We start from the raw sequence: 19269 nt of genomic DNA on the forward strand, positions 1-19269 counted from the left end.
GTTTTAAAGGAGAATTTCAGGAAACCGGTGCTGAAGTTCGTAAGGTCGCGCACATCATTAGCTACGCCTAGCCCAAACCAGTTATTGGCTGACGCGGTAAAGGCCATTACTTCAGCACCTTCCATGGGCGTGGCATTGGCAATGGTGGTAAGATTGTTCCATACATACAGGTTAGCATCCAGCCCATAGGTGAGCTTATCGGTAATGGAAGCATCTTCACTGTACACGCCATACTTATCTGCCGTGATCTTATTATCCTTTACGGTGATGGTTACCGGGGCGGATGTGGTGCTGCGTTTGCCATTGTCCGTAGCTTTTACGGTAATGGTATAAACGCCCTGGTCCACATTTTCCCAGCTAAAGTTATAGGGCGCTTTGTTGAGTGTGCCTAATAACGTTGTACCGTTAAAGTATTCTACTTTGTAGATGCTGCCATCGTCCGTAACATTTGCGCTGATCACTACTTTGGCCGGTTTGCGGTAAGGCGTGGCAGCAGTGGGCGATGTAATGCTCACCTGCGGCGCTGTATTGCCGGGGGCTGCTATCAGTACCGTTACCGGTTTGGAGGTAGTTATTTTACCCTGGTTATCGGTTGCTTTGGCAATCACCTGTGCAATGCCTTGTGCAGCGGTGTTCCAGGTAAAGCTGAAGGGCGCGGTAGTTTTGGTGCCGATCAGTTTAGTGCCGTTAAAGAAATCTACTTTAGTAATGCTGCCGTTAGGATCACTGGCATTGGTTTGAATATTAATAGCTGCCGGCGTGGTGAATACGGTATCATTAGCCAGGTTGGTGATAGCCACTATGGGCGCAGGATTGTCGGATACGCCGCCGGTATAATAAATGTTATCGAAATAAAAGTCGGCAGCTGTTGCCGGTGCATCGCCGGAGAACATGAACAGCTGCGTTACCTGCATCAGGTCCAGCGTGCTGCCAAATTCACTTACGGGGATGGTTACCTGGTGCCATTGGCCATCTCTTACCAGGCCATGTTCATTGGCGCCGGTAAAATTCACCCAGCCTTCTGCACCATCGGTAGCAATACCTACTTTGAACGGCGCAGCGGAAGTGGTTCTCATATGGAACTTTAAGCTGCCGCCCGCAAAGTTGCTCATGTTCTTTGCATCATTGGCTACACCTAAGCCGAACCAGTTACCGGCATTGGCATGAAAGGCCCAGCCATTGCTGCCTTCAAAGGGCGCCGGCGCAGGGGAGATGCTGGTAATGTTGTTCCACAGGAACAGGTTAGCACCCTGGCCAAATACTACTTTATCACTCACCGTTGTGTTATCGGTAAAAATGCCGTAGTTGCCTTCCGGCGCGTTGTTGCTGCCCAGGATCAGCTCTTCGCCCTGGGTGGCATCCTGGTACAGTTTAAGATAATCTATTTCCATGCGGCCGGGCAGCGGCGCTGTTACACCGCTTTCTGAATGTATGCCGGGATAATTGCCGCCCACAGCAAGGTTCAGCAAAATGTAAAACGGGTTCTGAAAAGCATCCAGCCCGTTGCCGCCTGCTATACCTATTTTGTAATAGGGCTGGTTATCCAGGAAAATGGTCAGAAAGTTGGGATCCCATTCCAGCTTATACAGGTGAAAAGCATCGCTAAGCTCCGTGGCTTCTGTTACGGTGTCTTTGGCATAGGTGGCATGGCCGGTATAGCCACCGGGGTTTTCCGTCCACCAGTGTGTGGCTGCGCTTACGGTTTTATTAGCCTTGCCAGCGGCAATAGCGCCGGCAAAACCCATCTCTAAAATATCCACTTCGCCATTATGCGGCCAGGTACCGCCGGTAGCGCCCAGCATCCAGAAGGCAGGCCACAGGCCGTTGCCTACTTTGGGTACTTTAATACGGGCTTCCAGTGCGCCGTAGCGGAAAGATACGCGGCCGGCAGTTTTAATACGGCCGGAGGTAAAGGGTTTGCCACCCATGGCCTCGCGCCGCGCTTCAATGATCAGGCTTCCGCTTTCAATGCGCACATTTTCAGGGCGGTTGGTGTAGTATTCCAGCTCCGCATTACCCCAGCCGCAGTTGCCTTTGGCGCAGCCATCGCCGGTTTCAAAGGTCCACACTTTTGGATCCGGGGCAGTGCCGGTGTTGAAATTCTCTTCCCATACCAGCTGCCGCTGCGCATGGGAGCATAATGGCAATAATAAAAAAAGGAGGGACGCAAACATGCTGGTGCGCGCCTTCAACAGATCTGTTGAGTAGATCGGGCTTTTCATATGGTACAATTTAAATGACGTGGTTCAGCCATACAGGTATATGGCAATTATATTAATAACAGGGCCAGGGAAGTTTTTTGCTCATGGAATAAGTGCTACACTATACAGGCTTTAGATTACAAGGGCTTTCCGGGCTGCTACTGTTCTTTAATGGATATAACAGGTACAAATGTACGTTTTAAGCGGTATCAACGGTGTCAGGGAAGCTGAAAAAAGTAAAATTGTATCTTTATCGTGGTAACCAATAGCACTGTACATAATGACCACCGATATATTTTTCCGCAAGATCCGGACCTATGCCCCGCTGACAGATGCCGCAGAAGCAGCATGGACAGCGCTGCTCAGGGAGAATACATACGCCCGGGGCGGGAACTTTATACGCGAAGGCCAGGTACCGCATAAGCTGGCCTTTGTGGTATCGGGGCTTTTCTCGCAATACTATACTTCGGACGATGGCAGCATGGTTATTAAGTATTTCTTTCCCGAGCAACGCATTGCAGGCTCTATGAGCGCTATGCTGAAGGCTGAGCCAGGAGCTTTTACCATAGCTGCCCTGGAAGATACCACGGTGCTGGAATACGATTTTGCTGCGTTTAAGCAGCTGGTAGCCCAATACCCGGATATAGCGGCTTTTTACATAAAGTACATGGAGCAGCATTGGATCGTTGAAAAGGAGCCCTACGAGATCTCGCTTCGCCACGACACAGCAAAAAAACGCTATGAGGAGCTGTTACACCGGTACCCGCAGCTGATAAAGCGGCTGAAAAAACACCAGATCGCTTCTTACCTCGGAATTACGCCCACCCAGTTGAGCCGGATCTTTTTTGCGAACAAATAATTTTTCCATTCCTCAACATATGTAAAAGTTTAGGAAAGAGGATTGCTGCAGTTTTGTGTCATCAATCACATAAAACACAAAACAATGGCATCAAAGATCTTCATCAATTTACCGGTAAAAGACCTGGCAGCGTCCATGGCATTTTTCACCAGCCTGGGTTTCAGCTTTAACCCCCAGTTTACCGACGAGAAAGCCGGCAGCATGGTTATCAGCGACAATATTTTTGCTATGCTGCTCACGGAAGAGTACTTTAAAACCTTTACTAAAAAGAACATTGCCGATGCAAAAGCAGCTACCGAGGTGCTGATAGCCATTGATGCTTCGTCGAAGGAGGAAGTACAGGAAATGGTGGCAAAGGCCAGGGCAGCCGGCGGCGCAATTTATTCGGAGCCCCAGGACCATGGCTGGATGTACCAGCACAGCTTTGCCGACCTGGATGGGCACCAGTGGGAAATAGTGTACATGGATATGTCGCAGCTTCCCGGCCAGGAGTAGGTAATATGAATATATTAGAAGGAGCCGCAGCCAGCGCTGTGGCTCTTTTACTGTTGTGAGCTTACAAAACATTTTCGCTAATTTGTATCTTTATCAACCCAAACCCTAACCTGGCGAATTATGAAAAAGACGATCTTAACCCTGACCTTTATTCTTTGCGCCTTCCTATTAAAAGCGCAGCTTTTTAGGGAAACAAGCTTATACCCTAACACAACCGGCATTCACCGTAAGTATTTCAATGGAAGTGGGGGCAGAGGGTACTGGACTTATGAAAAGGTAGATACTTTAGGGAGAATTATTGAAAGGAATAGTTATAAGAACAATAAACTCCTGGGAAAAGATCTGTATCAATACAATGATAAGCATGACGTAACCCGGTATATCTACACCACCAGTGATCTCCAAAGGACAGACACGATTACATATGAGTATACTTACATAAACAACCGAATAGCATTTCAGAAATGTACGTTCTCCAATAATATTAATTCAACAACATACCGCCTGGTAGCAAACCAGGGCGATTCTGTACTTACCTATCAGGAGCTCTCATATCATTATTATCCGGCAAAAAAAACGGATACTGTTTTTGAACGGACCTATATTTTAACCTACCAGGATCGCTTACTTGTGAAAAAGGAGAAAATAACCAGTAATAAAGAGAAAGAGATCACCTGTTTTGAGTATAATAATAATGGTAAGCTAAAACGCAGGGTCATCACAAGAGAGCCTAAACCTGAGTTTCCGGATGTTTACACAGGTGCCCCGGGAAGTGATGACCAGTCTTATAGTTATACATACGACCGTGCGGGAAGGGTTAAGAAGCTTTATACCATCATTGCAGATAGAACCTATAAACTGTCAACTTCCCGTTACGAAAATTAAACACGGACCGGGCCGCTCCAATACCCGCCACCACAGCGCATTCCTGCAAACCTGTATAAGTGGTAAATGGAATATTCCAAATTCTTGCTAAATTTAGTCTGTAAATTTTAGCTTTATTGAACAAGGTGTGTACACAGATTAAATTCCACAAATTCATCACCAGCCTTTTTATCCTGTTAATTGCCAGCTGCAGTGCATTCGGCCAAACCTATGGGCTCGATTTCCGCAGTCATGAGGTTGTACAGGATAAGCGCACCGGCCTTGCCATAGGGCAGGAACATGCTTTATGTTTTACCGATAATGTGGAGCTGTCTTTTGAAGTATCCTTTATACCCAACCAGAAGAATTATTTCGGTTACCTGGTGCGTGTCATCGGTAACGACGGCCGTAATATCGATCTTATTTACGACTACGATAAATCACCGCCCATCCGCCATTTCAGGATTGTGATAGGCGATACTTTCTCCCGCATTGTATTTGACCTGCCGGGTATTGGCACACAGGACCAGTGGCACACCTTCCGCCTGCAGTTCAATAAGGATAAAGGCATGCTGCGCCTGCTGGCAGGCGGCCAAACCTTTGAGCAGCCGCTGACCCTCAGTAATAAGAACTGCTATAAGCTGTTCTTTGGCGCCAATGATTACCAGAACTTTAAGAACTCCGATGTGCCGCCCATGATGCTGCGCAACATCCGCATCCTGGAAAATAACAGGCTAACCCATTACTGGCCATTGAATGAGGCAGATGGCGGCCTGGCTGCAGATTCCGTGGGCAATAGCAATGGCATAGCCACCAATGCGCTGTGGGTTAAAAAAATGCGCACCAACTGGCAGGCCTTGCAGTCGTTCACCATCAACGGCGCTGCCAGCCTGGCTTTTAATCCTGCAGAGGAAACAGTATATATTATTGGGCGGGATTCTTTATTCCGTTATTCCATCCCCTTAAATAAAATGAGAGCGGATGCATACAGCACCGGTCCGCAATCCCTTTCTGCAAAATACCAGTCGTACTATAACGCTGTTGATAAAAAGATCTACCTGCTTCCCGTTACCCTGCAGGATATGGCTATCCTGGATCCCGCTACCCTGGCCTGGGATAAGCAGCTGCCTTCGTTTACAGATGGTATGAACTACTGCCATTTCAACAAATATTATTCACCGGCAGATAGCGCTTTGTACACCTTTAACGGCTATGGTTTCTTTTTATACAAGAGTAACATCTACCGCTATCATATGCCTGCCGGCACGGTGCAGCTGATAGATTCATCCAAAGCCAAAATGACGCCGCGTTACCTGGCGGCTTTGGGCCCTGCTGCGCATGGGGCCTATATTATGGGCGGATATGGCAACCCATCCGGCAGGCAGGTACTGAACCCCAAGAACCTGTACGACCTTAATTACTTTGATGTACGCACCCGCACTTTCACAAAGATCTACGACCTTAAAATAGACACGGAAGAATTTGTATTTGCCAACTCGCTGGTTATTAACGAAGCGGCGCATACCTATTATGGGCTGATATTTCCCAAGCATAAATTTGATTCGGAGCTGCAATTGATCCAGGGCTCTTTAACAGAACCTGTATTCCAGGCAGTGGGGGATAAGATCCCCTATAAGTTCCATGACATCCGTTCTTATGCAGATGTGTTCTATGACAGTATTGCCAAACGTTTCATTGTACCGGCTTTGTTCTATGATGAAGAAGCTAACCGCACTACCATCAGCATGTATTCGTTATACGGCCCACCCTTGCCGGTACAGGCGCCGGAAGCTGTGCTACGTAAAGGTTACACCGGATTAATTGCCCTGGGCGCCGGTGCAGTATTGTTACTGCTATTTGCGGGCTGGCAGCTTTATCGCAGGTTACGGCGTAAACAACCTGCTGTAACAACAGCATCCGGTATACCCACACCCATTCCGCAGGAGCCTGTTTTGCCTGTAACACCTTTGCAGCCGCAATTTGATGCTGCAGCCCCGGCGCCTGCCGCCGCACCCGGCCAGGAGAAAGTGCTCATCCACCTGTTCGGCGATTTCCAGGTACGGGATAGCAGTGGGGAGGAGGTTACGAAATTATTTACACCACTCATCCGTGAGCTGTTCCTGGTAATATTATTGTACAGCATCCGCTGGGAGCGTGGCATCAGCTCTGAGAAGCTAAAAGAGCTGCTGTGGTTCGATAAAACCGCTGCCAGCGCGCGTAACAACCGCTCTGTAAATATTGCCAAGCTAAAAAACATCCTGGAGAGGATCGGGTTTATCCGTATTTCTAAAGATACGGGTTACTGGAAAATAGATCTTGATGAAGACAAGGTGTATATCGATTACAGCCGTTACCTAACCATTATGCGCGACAAAGGCCAGCTCAATAAACACCGCATGAGCGGCCTGGCAGACATCATTCAGCGGGGCAGCTTTCTCACCAACGACGAGCATGAATGGCTGGATGCTTTCAAATCCGAGATCTCCAACGAGATCATAGACACCTATATGCACTTCGCTTCTTCCGTTGATCTGCGCGAAGATCCTGATTTCCTGATCAAAGTAGCTAACTACATCTACTACTTTGACCCGGTGAATGAAGACACCATGAGCATCAAATGTAAATCCCTGGCTTACCTTGGCAAACACTCCCTTGCGCGTGATACCTTTGAACATTTTGGCAAAGAGTACAAGCGTTTGTATGGTGAGGATTTTGAGAAGAACTTCCAGGAGATATTGGAGTGAGGGCTTTGTATTAACCCATCTTCGTTTTGATGTAACACCACAAAGCGCTCTATTTTGCTTTATGAGCCCGTACCGCTTTCCCGGAGATCCAATAAACGGGCTGCACCCGCCTGTTATGTAAATCTATTAAGCTATTGTTTTAGCGTATCAGCATAGGATTGCTGTTAGGCTTTGTCAAGCGTATCACGCCGGGCAAAGGCCCGTTTATTTGGACCTCCGGGGGCCGCGGCGACCGGAGCGATTGAAGGCCTTGTTTAGGGACGGTCAAATAACCCCCCGGATTTCTAATACTGCTTTCCGGTGGAATCAGAGCAATTGTGGGCATTGCTTTGGGACTGGGATAAATTTCCCGTATTCTGATATCGGTTTCATGGAGATCAGAGCGGTAGAAGGCCCTGAGGGAAACATTTTTCACGATGCCCCATAATTAAATTACCTGTTATCAGCGGTTATTCCATACCTGTCATCTATCTCAGTATTGTTATCGCTGAGGTTCCTCACTGTTTCCTCTTGGGGTAGTTCTGCCGCGGATCCGGGCTGCGAACCTTTGCCCGGCGTGATACGCTTGACAACGTCCCATTATCCCCCTAAGCCCCCACGACCCTCCAAAGCCCAATAGACATTCAAAACAGGCGGTGCAGTTCGCAGCCGGATCTGCGGAGAACGATACACTTAAAAGACTAATCATCACACAATTCGCACCCGGTGACCGCGAATGACACACTTAAAAAACTAAGCAATTCGCACCCAATGCTCCCCTGAAAACTAAGCGTCATACAATTGCGTCCACGAAATACAATCCCACAAAAGAAGTTAATAACCCGCAGCAATAATTTAAAAATAATCCCATTCGCTTCGCTCATTCGCTAACCCTCCGCTCATCCGTTATTACAACCGCTCACTTACCCCGTTAACAGTAATTAACACCATTAGCCCTGTTATTAATCTTTTATTAGTTCTTTATTAAGGCTCCGGGGCTAATTTTATCCCGCCTTCATAGGCAAACCATTAAAGTCATGCAAGACTATTGAAACTTTATTCCTTATGTCGTGAAACACACGGAAATTAATGCACTAATAAGGTGTTTATTAATGGAAATGGGAAGCCGGTTAATCTGTAATTAAGCATTTGTTAAGCGGTGCCCGCTTAATTTGTCGCCGGTACAACCAATTTTTAAATCCACATTTTAAACACCACGGTATGAAAAAAATTCTATTTATGGTACTGGCGTGTTGTGCTGTGCTGCAAGGCTACGCACAGAATATCGCCGTCAGGGGCAGGGTCACGGACGACACCGGCGGGCCGCTCATTGGCGCAGCCGTAAAAGTAAAAAATGGTAACACGGGCACCGTTACCAACACAGAAGGCCGGTTTAATCTCAACGCTCCCGGCAACGCTACCTTAATTATCTCCTATGTAGGGTACGAAGCAAAAGAAGTACAGGCCTCCACGCAGGAGCTGAACATTTCCCTGGCGCGTAACAACAGCAGCCTGGGCGAAGTAGTAGTGGTAGGCTACGGGCAGCAGCGCCAGGCTACCCTTACCGGTTCCATTGCCACCATAAAAGGCGATGAGATCAAAACCACACGCAATGAAAATGTGCTGAACATGCTCACCGGCAAGCTGCCCGGCGTGCGTGTGGTACAGAACAGCGCGGAGCCGGGGTCGTTCAGCAACAGCTTCGACATTCGCGGTTTAGGCGCGCCGCTCATTATTATCGACGGGGTACCCCGCGGCAATCTGAACCGCCTGGACCCGAATGATATTGAAAGCATTTCTGTACTGAAAGATGCTGCTGCCGCAGTATACGGCGTGCAGGCCGCCAACGGTGTAATATTGGTTACTACCAAAAAAGGCAAGGCCGGCACCACCCAGCTGAATTACACCGTTACGGTAGGCATGCAAAAACCATCCGGCTTACCCAAAGTGCTGGACGCTACTGACTGGATGACCTTATTCAATGAAAGAGCCCTGCATAATGTGAACGGCGGTACGCCGGTGTACAACCAGAACGATTTTGATGCTTATGCCAATGGCTCTAAAACCAGCACCGACTGGTATGGCGCAGTAGTGCGCAACACAGCCCCGCAAACAGAGCATAGCCTCACGGCCAGCGGCGGCTCCGAAAAAATGACCTACTTCGTGAGCCTGGGTTACCTGAGCCAGCAGGGCTTCTGGAAATCGGGCGATCTGAATTACAAAAAGTACAACGTACGTTCTAATCTTACGGCAAAAATCTCCAGCACACTTACGGCGGAGCTGCAGCTGAGCGGTATTTCCGATACCCGCAATCAGCCCTATGAAGATTCCTGGAGCATTTTTAAAGCCCTGTGGCGCCACCCGCCCACTTATTCATTGTATGCAGATAACAATCCTGATTATATTAACTACCTGGACGATAACGGCACCAGCGCGCTGGCCCTTACCAATGCAGCCATTGACGGGTATAAGAAGTCGGTGTCCAATACTTTCCAGGGCACCTTTACACTCAACTATGCGGTGCCTTTCCTGGAAGGCTTAAATGCCAAAGCGCTGTATAGCTACGATTATGCTACCTCAGACAACAAGAATTTTGCACGCTCCTTTAATGTGTACCAGGCCGTGAAAGTGGGCGATAGCACGGTGTTTAATCCAAAACCGCTGCAAACGCCTTCCAACGTAAACCGGTATTATTCCGCCGCGCCTAATACCATGCTGCAATTCTCATTGAATTACAGCCACACCTTTGCCAAAGTGCATAATGTAGATGTGCTGGCAGTGTATGAGGAGCGTACGCAAAAATCAGACAACTTCAGCGCCAGCCGTTACCTGGTATTAGGTACGCTGGACCAGCTGGGCACCGGCACTACAGCCAACCAGATAGGTACGCAGGACCTGGGCGGCTTAACCAATTACGCCACCAAAAGTTATGTGGGCAAGCTGCATTACGATTATAATGCAAAGTATCTGCTGGACCTGAGCGGCCGTTATGATGGCTCCTCCCGGTTTGCGCCCACCGGCCAGTGGGGCTTCTTTCCGGCCGTATCTGCCGGTTACCGCATTTCGGAAGAAAGCTTTATTAAAGACAATCCAAAGCTCACCTTCATTGATAACATTAAGTTCCGTGCATCTTATGGGGTGATGGGCGATGCCAGCGGCCTGCGTTTCCAGTACCTCACCGGTTACGACTATCCTTCATCCGGCAACCTGCAAACCCTGCCCGGCGGCTCTGTGTTCGATGGCAATTACACCAATGCATTGGGTTTCCGTGTGCTGCCTAATCCGGATATTACCTGGTTTAAATCCAAAACGCTCAACTTCGGTTTGGATGCCGATTTCTGGAAAGGCTTATTCGGCTTTCAGCTGGATTGGTTTAAAAGGGACAGGAATGGTTTGTTAGCCAACCGCCTGTTATCCCTGCCCGGTTCATTAGGCGCAGCGCTGCCGCAGGAGAACCTGAACAGTGACCAGAGCAGCGGCGTGGAGCTGTTGCTTACGCACCGCAACCGAATAGGGCAGATCAACTATAACATCAGCGGCAACATTTCCTACTCACGTACAAAATGGAAACATTACGAACGCGCAGTAGCCGGTAACTCTTACGATAACTGGCGCAATAATGTGAACGATCGCTATAACGATGTATGGTGGGGTTATACCGGCGCCGGGCGCTTTGAATCGTTCAATGATATTTATAACTATAACGTTGACAATGGCGGCGGCAACCGCGCCACCCTGCCCGGTGACTATAAATATGAAGACTGGAATAACGATGGTTATATAGATGACCTGGACCGTCATCCCATTGCATCTACCTATAACGGTAATACCGACCGGGGCACCAGCACGCCCAATCCGCCTCTCATCAACTTTGGGGTAAGCATTGGCGTTAGCTACCGGGGATTTGATCTGAGCGCGCTGATCCAGGGCGCTGCCATGAAATGGATCGCCTACCCCGAAGCGCTGGCCACGCCGCTGAACTTTAACGGCAATGCCCTGGAACAGTACATGGACCGCTGGCACACGGCAGATCCTGCGGCAGACCCGTACGATCCCAATACGCAGTACGTGCCCGGTTATTTTGCCATGACAGGCACCGGCTTCGATGGGAACTCCTCTTTTGCAGTAAAGAATGCTGCCTATGCCAGGCTTAAAAGCGTGGAATTAGGCTATACATATGTGTTTTCGAAAAACGTTACGCGTAAGGCCGGTTTAAGACAAGCCAGGCTGTATGTGAACGGGTACAACATTTTCACGGCAACGGGCATACGCTACGTGGACCCGGAACATCCGTCGGACCTGTACGGCTATGTATACCCGCTGAACAAAACGTATAATGTTGGGCTGAGTGTAGATTTTTAATGATTAACTAAAGCATTCAAAAATGAAAAAATTCATATATCCGTTACTGATACTGCTGTGTATAGTCACCGCCTGCAACAAGCTGGGCATATTGCCCGATAATATCGTGCAGGATAAAGATGCCTTTGCCAGCACCGGCGGCATTACCGCTTATTTTGCAGGCCTGTATAACCGCCTGCCCATAGAGGATTTTAAGTATAACATAAACACCGGTTATAATCAGTTCAATTACATTCAGAATCTCAACAACCTTACCGGAGAATCTATGTCCAGGGAAGCTGGCAGCGCCAGCGCCGCGCAAACCGGCTACTGGGGCGATGCCTATGTGGTGATCCGTAATGCGAATTACTACCTGGAAACCCTGCCTGCCTACGCGTTCAACTTTAACCAGGCCCAGGTGAACCATTGGCTGGGTGAGGCCCGCTTTATCCGCAGCTTCACTTACTTTGAGCTGGTGAAACGTTACGGCGGCGTACCCATTACACCCGGCGTGCAATTCTATCCCCAGCAGGGTTTGGAGGAGCTGCAGATCCCCCGCAGCTCAGAGCAGCAGGTATATGATTATATTGGCAAAGACCTGGATACGGCCATTATGCTCATGAACAATACCAGTGAGCAACGGGGCCGCGCCAATAAGTTCATAGCCGCAGCGCTTAAGTCAAGGGTAATGCTGTTTGCCGGATCCATTGCAAAATATAATGCCAAGAATATCTCTGATCCCGCCACAGGTGCGCAGGTGCAGGGCATTCCCGCTACAGAGGCCGTGCGTTATTTTAAGGAATGTTATGCTGCCGCAAAGCTGGTGGAAACAGGCGGTTACACGCTTTACCGCGCATCTGCCAATAAGGAGGAGAATTACTATAACCTGTTCTTTGATGTAAGCAGCGCCAATAAAGAAGCCATTTTCATGAAGGAGTACAGCGATCTGAATGCAGTGCACAGCTTTGACCTGTTTGCCATCCCTAACCAAATGAAGGGCAAGGATGGTTACAGCTCTTACATGAACCCCACCCTGGATTACGTGGAGCTGTTTGACGGCTTGCCCCGCAATGCAGACGGCAGCCTTAAAACCATTGATGCCACTACAGGCCATTACGCGTACTACGATAACCCGTACAGCTTTTTCCAGAATGCAGAACCGCGTTTGCTGGCCACCGTATTAATGCCCGGCGCCACTTTCAAAGGCCAGGTGATCGATGTACGCAGGGGTATTTATAAAGGCGATATTGCAGGTGGTATCAATCCATTCCCCGGCAGTGTAAGCCCTTTCCCGAACACAACCAATCCTTACGCCAACAACCCGAATATAGTGCCGGCGGTTAACAGCAGCAACCTGCCATCGCCCATGGTTGATCTGCCCAACGGGCAAAAAATGAATGCAGGCGGCTTAAGCGGCACCTATGGCACCACCGGCGGTTCTGTAACTGTTTCCGGTTTCTTCCAGCGCAAGTACCTGGATCAGCGCAAGCCGGTGGCAGATGTGATCGTGAACAAATCTTTCCAGCCCTGGATAGAGATGCGCTATGCAGAAGTTTTACTGAACCGCGCAGAAGCAGCTTATGAATTAATGACGGCCGGTCAAAATGATGTGGACTACCGCCAGGATGCTTTCACCTGCATCAACGATATTCGCGACCGTGCAGGCGCTACGCTGCTGGCCGGTGCTTCGGACCTTACCAGCATAAACGTGATACGCAATGAACGGCGCAAGGAGCTTGGGTTTGAGAACAAGATCTGGTGGGACATTAAACGCTGGCGCACCGCAGATGCTGAAATCCAGAACCGCGTATGGCTGGTGCTGAATCCCATTTATGTAGCCGCCAACGGCAAATACATTTTTGATAAAAGAAGGTACGAGGGTAACCAGCAGTTCACTTTCCAGCCCATGTGGTATTATGAACAAATACCCAATGGAGAGATCACCAAGAACCCTAAACTGGTACAAAACCAATAAAAAGTCAAACAATGAAACGCACTTATATATACACAACAATTTTTTGCACGGGGCTGGCTTTGCTTAGCGCCTGCGCCAAGAACGATAATTATGAGGAGCCGGCTGAAACGCTTACCGGCCGTATAATTGATAACAGCACCGGGCAGCCCATCCAAACGGAATCAGCGGGTATCCGTTTACGTTTGGAAGAGCAAAGCTGGAACAACGGGCAGGGCGTAATACCGCAATACTTTAACGTAAAGCCGGATGGTACTTTTAATAACAGCCGCCTGTTCAAAGGCAAGTATAAGGTATATCCCATGGATGGCGCTTTTGTACCGCTGGTAACCACCGGCACGCCGGTAATTGACAACAGTAAAACGGTGGATATCTCCGGGGTAACCAGCCTGGAATTTAATGTAGATCCGTTCCTGAAAGTAGAGTGGGTAGGGGAGCCGGTAGTGAACCCGGATAAAACCGTAACCGTGCAGTGTAAGCTCACACGCGGCACTGCCAATCCTGCGTACCAGTTTAATGTAACAGATGTGTTCCTGTATGTATCCACCACGGATTTTGTGAGCAACGCCAGTTACGACAACCGTTTCTCTAACCAGGTAAAGTACAACGGAACAGAGGGTAACGCCCTGCTGGGGCAAACCATCAGCATTACCACCAAAGGTACGCTGGGCAACAGCCGCAGCTACTATATACGTGTAGGCGCCCGCACCGCCGATAATGTAAACAAACGGTATAACTACAATACGCCCAAACAGGTGAATATACCAGGGGCATAAACAGTAGAAAAGTCCATGAACTAAAAAAAATAGTTCATGGACTTTCAAAACAGAAAATATTAAACTGCATATTCAATGACCAGATGCTTATTGCTGGCAGGCTTTCTCCTGATAGCCGCCACTGCCCACAGCCACGTCGAACAAACTAAACAGGGCCCGGTAAAAAAGGCGCCTGCCAAAACTGCAAGCGCTAAACCAGTCGCGAAGCCGGCGGCCAAACCGGTAGCCAGCGCGCAGGACATTGCAGACGGTAAAGCCCTGCTCTCCAAATCCGATTGCCTGGCCTGTCATAAAGTAGATCAGAAGCTGGTAGGCCCCGCGTACCTGGATGTAGCTAAAAAATATCCCGCTACAGAAGCCAGCGTTACGCTGCTCTCCACCAAGATACTGAACGGGGGCGCAGGCGTATGGGGCGAGGTAGCCATGGCGCCGCATCCTGCCTTACCCGCAGCAGATGCAAAAAAAATGGTGCAGTATATTCTTTCTCTCAACAACGCCAAATAACAGATGGTCATGAGCAAAGCACATTACAAATGGCGTATTACGGCAGCTTTATTATTAGGCAGCCTGCTGGTATATCATTGCAGATCATCGCAGCCGGCCCTGCAGCGTGATGCTACCGGAAAGGTGATCGTAAACCCGCATCCCGATCCTTCCTATAAAACGGTAAAAGAAGCCATGCAGTCCATTTACCTGCAGCCCGGCTATCACCTGCAGCTGGTGGCCAGTGAGCCTATGGTGCAGGAGCCTGTGGCCATTGTATGGGATGGCAATGCCCGCATGTACGTAGCAGAAATGCGCACCTACATGATGGACATTAACGGTACAGATGAAAACAAACCCATTTGCCAGGTATCCCTGCTGGAAGATACCAACGGCGATGGTAAAATGGATAAACGTTCCACCTTTATAGACAGCATGGTGCTGCCCCGCATGTTGTTATGCGTGGGCCACAAGCTGCTGGTGAATGAAACCTATACGTATAACATTTACAGTTATGCCGATACCAATGGCGATGGCAAAGCAGATGAAAAAGTGCAGGTATATAAGAACGATACGCCGGACACCCGCAACCTGGAGCACCAGAAAAGCGGCCTGTTATGGAACCTGGATAACTGGATCTATGTAAGCTGTGACCCTGTACGTTATAAGTATACCAACGGCAAGCTGGTGGCCGATTCGCTGGCTAACTCGCCGGGCGGGCAATGGGGTGTGGGCAATGATGATCATGGCCGTTTGTACTTTTCCAGCGCAGGCGCGGAAATACCGGCGCTGGGTTTCCAGATCAATCCTGCTTACGGCATCTTAAACCCGCGCGATCAGTTCAATGATGCTTTCCAGGCCGTATGGCCCATTATTGCTACGCCGGATGTGCAGGGCGGTATGAGCCGTTTGCGGCCGGATACCACGCTCAATCACTTTACCGCCAGCTGCGGGCAATCTGTTTTCCGCGGTAATGCATTACCGGCCGATCTGAAAGGCGATCTGCTGATCTGCGAGCCCGTAGGCCGTTTAATACGCCGCGCAAAAGTGATAGACAACAATGGTAAAATAACATTGGAGAATGCTTACAACCAGCAGGAGTTCATTACCTCCACAGATATGAACTTCCGCCCCGTAAACACCACCACCGGCCCGGATGGCTGTTTGTATATTGTGGATATGTACCACGGCATTATCCAGGAAAGCAACTGGACCAGGGAAGGGAGTTTCCTGCGCCCGCGCATTATAAACAAAGGCCTGGATAAGAATATTGGCCGCGGCCGTATCTACCGTGTAGTGCATGATGGCTACAAACCCGGTCCCAAACCGCATTTGCTGGATGATAGCGGCGCACAGCTCTTAACCTACCTGGATCATCCCAATGCCTGGTGGCGTGAAAATGCGCAGAAGGAAATTATTGTGCGCGGCGATCAGTCGCTGGTACCGGCGCTGCGGCAAATAGCAGCCGGCCCGCATACTACCCTTGGCCGCATCCATGCCTTGTGGACGTTGGAAGGCCTGAATGCCATTGATAAGGAAATAGTATTAAAAGCCATGAAAGATACATCCGCAGCGGTGCGTAAAACAGCGGTATGGATCAGCGAACGTTATGTGAAGCAGGATGATGCAGACATGATCCGTCAGCTGGCAGCCTTAAAGAACGATCCTTCTGCAGATGTACAGGTGCAGCTGGTAAACACGCTCTCTACCAGCAAATCAGACGATGCAAAAGCGCTGGCAGCAAGCATTGTAAGCGCAGGCGCCGATAAAGAATTTATGCAGGGCATAGCGCATAGCATTGAAGTGAATATGAACACAAAGCTGTTTGGCCGCCGTTTAGGCAGCATGCCCACGGCCAGCCGCAACAGGATATTGCAGGGCGCAACTATTTACAAACAGCTCTGTTCTACCTGTCATGGCCCGGATGGTAAAGGCATTGTAGTGGGCAATGGCTCACCGGCAGCGCCGCCATTCGTAGGTTCTAAACGTGTGGATGGGGATGAGGTGACCCTCATGAAGATCTTGCTCAACGGCTTAAGCGGCCCTATTGATGGCAAAACCTATACGGATGTAATGGCGCCTTTTGGTGCATCTAATAATGATGAATGGATAGCGTCTGTGCTCAGCTATGTACGTTACAGTTTCGGCGCCCGCAGGGAAAGGAACCGGGATAATTCACCCGTTGTATCCGTAGAGAAAGTGAAGCAGGTACGGGCCGAAACTGCCAATCGTGGCAAGTTCTGGACCCTGGAGGAATTGGAGAAATAGGGTTCATGGTCCATAGTCGATGGTCCATGGCATAGCGCAATTAAATATATACAACGAGCTAATGAAGTATTTCACAATTATAGCGGCCTTACTGGCAGCAGCAACAGCCCAGGCACAAACGCAGTACGTGGATCCGCACATCGGATCCGGCGGGCATGGACATGTGTTTGTAGGCGCCAGCGTACCTTTTGGAGCGGTGCAGGTAGGGCCCACCAACATTTTCAAAGGCTGGGACTGGGATGCCGGTTACAATTACGGGGATAGTATATTGATCGGTTTCTCACACCTGCACCTGAATGGCACCGGCATCGGCGACCTGGGAGACATCCTGATCATGCCATACACCGGTGAAATTAAAACCGATAAAGGCACAGAAGCCAATCATAGTGCAGGTTATGCATCATTATACTCGCATGAAAATGAAAAGGTAAAACCCGGTTATTACTTTGTAATGCTGGATGATTATCATGTATCAGCAGAGCTTACGGCAACAGAACGCGTAGGATTTCATCAGTATAATTTCCCGGGAGATGCTACTGCCCGTGTGATCATAGACCTTAAAGAAGGTACGCAGGACAAAGCCACCGCCACTTTTATAGAGCAGGTAGATGCGCAAACCTTTAAAGGTTACCGTTATTCAACCGGCTGGGCTAAAGACCAGCGGGTATATTTCGCAATCCGTACATCCATACCCGTTAAACAGTTCAGCGTATATAATAACGATCAGCTGTTGCAGGGCAGCAGGGGAGAAGGTGCTGCCATTAAAGGTTTGATGAGCTTTGAGGAAGGCCCCTTCACCCTGCAGATGAAAATAGGCATCTCACCCGTAAGCGCCGGCAATGCCCTGGCCAACATAGACGCTGAAATACCCGGCTGGAATTTTAAGCAGGTAGCCCGGGCAGCAGATGAAAAATGGAACAAAGAGCTTTCTAAAATTCAGATAGACGCTAAAGACGACAAAGAAAAGCGCATTTTTTACACCTCGCTCTATCATACTATGATAGACCCGGCCATTTTTAATGACCACAATGGCGACTATCGCGGCGCTGATAAGCAGGTGCATACAGGCGCCAGCTTTACGAACTACTCTATCTTCTCTATGTGGGATACTTACCGGGCAGCCCATCCCTTGTACACCCTCATTGAACCGGAACGCACAGCAGACATGATCAACGCCATGCTGGCTATTTACGACCAGCAGGGCAAGCTCCCCATCTGGCACCTCAATGCCAATGAAACCGGCACCATGGTAGGCATCAGCAGTATGCAGATAGTGGCGGAAGCTTATCTCAAAGGCATTAAAGGCTTTGATGCAAACCGTGCTTACAATGCCGTGAAAGGCACTGCCATGGGCGATAGCCTGGGCCTTATGTATGTAAAGAACTTTAAGCCCGTACCCGGCGACAAGTTCCGCGGCTCCGTAGCCCGCGGCCTGGAATATGGCATCAGTGACGCAAGTATTGCCCTGATGGCAAAAGCCCTGCATAAACAGGACGACTACACGTATTTTCAAAAGCGTGCGCAGAACTACCACCAGTATTACGATCCCGGCACAAAATTCTTCCGCAGCATGCTCCTGGACGGCAGCCGCCGCCCTGCTTTTGACGCCATGAAAGCGCCCAACCCGGATTATACGGAAGGTAATGCCTGGCAATACCTTTGGCTGGTACCCGGCGATGTGCCTGGCCTTATAAAGCTCCTGGGCGGAGAAAAATCTTTCGCCGCCAGGCTGGATAGCTTTTTTACCCTGGAAATGAAAAGCAGTACCCTGCAGGACCTTACCGGTTTAATTGGGCAGTACGCCCATGGCAATGAGCCCGGCCACCATATCAGCTATCTGTACGCCTATGCAGGCCAGCAATGGAAAACAGCAGAGAAGGTGCGTTACATTATGAAGGAAATGTATCAGGATAAACCAGATGGTATTATCGGTAATGAGGACTGCGGGCAAATGTCGGCCTGGAACGTGTTCTCATCCCTTGGGTTTTATCCCGTGTTCCCGGCCTCCGGCGCGTATGTGATCGGCAGCCCGGCGGTGGATAAAGCCGTGATACAAACACCTTCCGGCAAACCCTTTACCATTATTGCCCTGAATAACAGCCCGGAAAATATTTATGTGCAGCGCATTACGCTCAACGGTAAGGAATACACGAAAAGCTATTTGCTGCATACGGATATCGTGAAGGGTGGCGCCCTGCAATTCTGGATGGGCAGCAAGCCCAATTATAACTTTGGAACATCACCCGCATCGCGGCCACAATAAAATACCAGCTGAATGAAACTATAT

The 19269-nt window shown here is 49.4% G+C and carries 11 protein-coding genes; 10 read left to right on the top strand and 1 reads right to left on the bottom strand.

All coding sequences use genetic code 11. The annotated features are described in order from the left end of the window. Nucleotides 1-2222: Ig-like domain-containing protein (locus tag VIM87_RS01630; RefSeq protein WP_331995284.1), on the bottom strand; the 2222-nt coding region annotated here is incomplete at its 3' end. 259 nt (nucleotides 2223-2481) lie between these two features. On the opposite strand from VIM87_RS01630, the gene VIM87_RS01635 reads away from it, so the two are divergent. The 10 genes from VIM87_RS01635 to VIM87_RS01680 all read left to right on the top strand — a co-directional run bounded on the left by VIM87_RS01635 (nucleotide 2482) and on the right by VIM87_RS01680 (nucleotide 19245). Then, nucleotides 2482-3060, top strand: a complete 579-nt coding sequence (locus VIM87_RS01635) for a Crp/Fnr family transcriptional regulator (RefSeq protein WP_331995285.1) — start codon at nucleotides 2482-2484, stop codon at nucleotides 3058-3060. 84 nt (nucleotides 3061-3144) lie between these two features. Next, nucleotides 3145-3555, top strand: coding sequence for a VOC family protein (locus tag VIM87_RS01640; RefSeq protein WP_331995286.1), 411 nt, complete (start codon nucleotides 3145-3147; stop codon nucleotides 3553-3555). Between the two features lie 120 nt (nucleotides 3556-3675). After that, the gene (locus VIM87_RS01645) at nucleotides 3676-4440 is read left to right on the top strand and encodes a hypothetical protein (protein ID WP_331995287.1); all 765 of its coding nucleotides are present in this window, start codon (nucleotides 3676-3678) and stop codon (nucleotides 4438-4440) included. Between the two features lie 125 nt (nucleotides 4441-4565). Beyond that, nucleotides 4566-7163 carry a hypothetical protein gene (locus VIM87_RS01650; RefSeq protein ID WP_331995288.1) on the top strand — a complete coding sequence of 866 codons (2598 nt, stop codon included), beginning with the start codon at nucleotides 4566-4568 and terminating at the stop codon, nucleotides 7161-7163. A gap of 1200 nt (nucleotides 7164-8363) precedes the next feature. Next, the gene (locus VIM87_RS01655) at nucleotides 8364-11504 is read left to right on the top strand and encodes a TonB-dependent receptor (RefSeq protein WP_331995289.1); all 3141 of its coding nucleotides are present in this window, start codon (nucleotides 8364-8366) and stop codon (nucleotides 11502-11504) included. A 22-nt stretch (nucleotides 11505-11526) separates the two neighbouring features. Continuing rightward, the gene (locus VIM87_RS01660) at nucleotides 11527-13458 is read left to right on the top strand and encodes a RagB/SusD family nutrient uptake outer membrane protein (protein ID WP_331995290.1); all 1932 of its coding nucleotides are present in this window, start codon (nucleotides 11527-11529) and stop codon (nucleotides 13456-13458) included. An 11-nt stretch (nucleotides 13459-13469) separates the two neighbouring features. After that, complete coding sequence (locus VIM87_RS01665) at nucleotides 13470-14231, top strand: DUF3823 domain-containing protein (RefSeq protein ID WP_331995291.1); 762 nt, start codon at nucleotides 13470-13472, stop codon at nucleotides 14229-14231. A 75-nt stretch (nucleotides 14232-14306) separates the two neighbouring features. Further along, entirely contained in the window at nucleotides 14307-14735 is a 429-nt protein-coding gene (locus VIM87_RS01670; protein ID WP_331995292.1) for a c-type cytochrome, read from the top strand. Between the two features lie 9 nt (nucleotides 14736-14744). Next, nucleotides 14745-16982: a DUF7133 domain-containing protein gene (locus tag VIM87_RS01675; protein WP_331995293.1), complete on the top strand. Its 2238-nt coding sequence runs from the start codon at nucleotides 14745-14747 to the stop codon at nucleotides 16980-16982. Nucleotides 16983-17043: 61 nt separating this feature from the next. Continuing rightward, entirely contained in the window at nucleotides 17044-19245 is a 2202-nt protein-coding gene (locus VIM87_RS01680; protein ID WP_331995294.1) for a GH92 family glycosyl hydrolase, read from the top strand. Nucleotides 19246-19269: the final 24 nt, after the last annotated feature.

This window comes from Chitinophaga sp., from assembly GCF_036569125.1.
Classification (GTDB): domain Bacteria; phylum Bacteroidota; class Bacteroidia; order Chitinophagales; family Chitinophagaceae; genus Chitinophaga.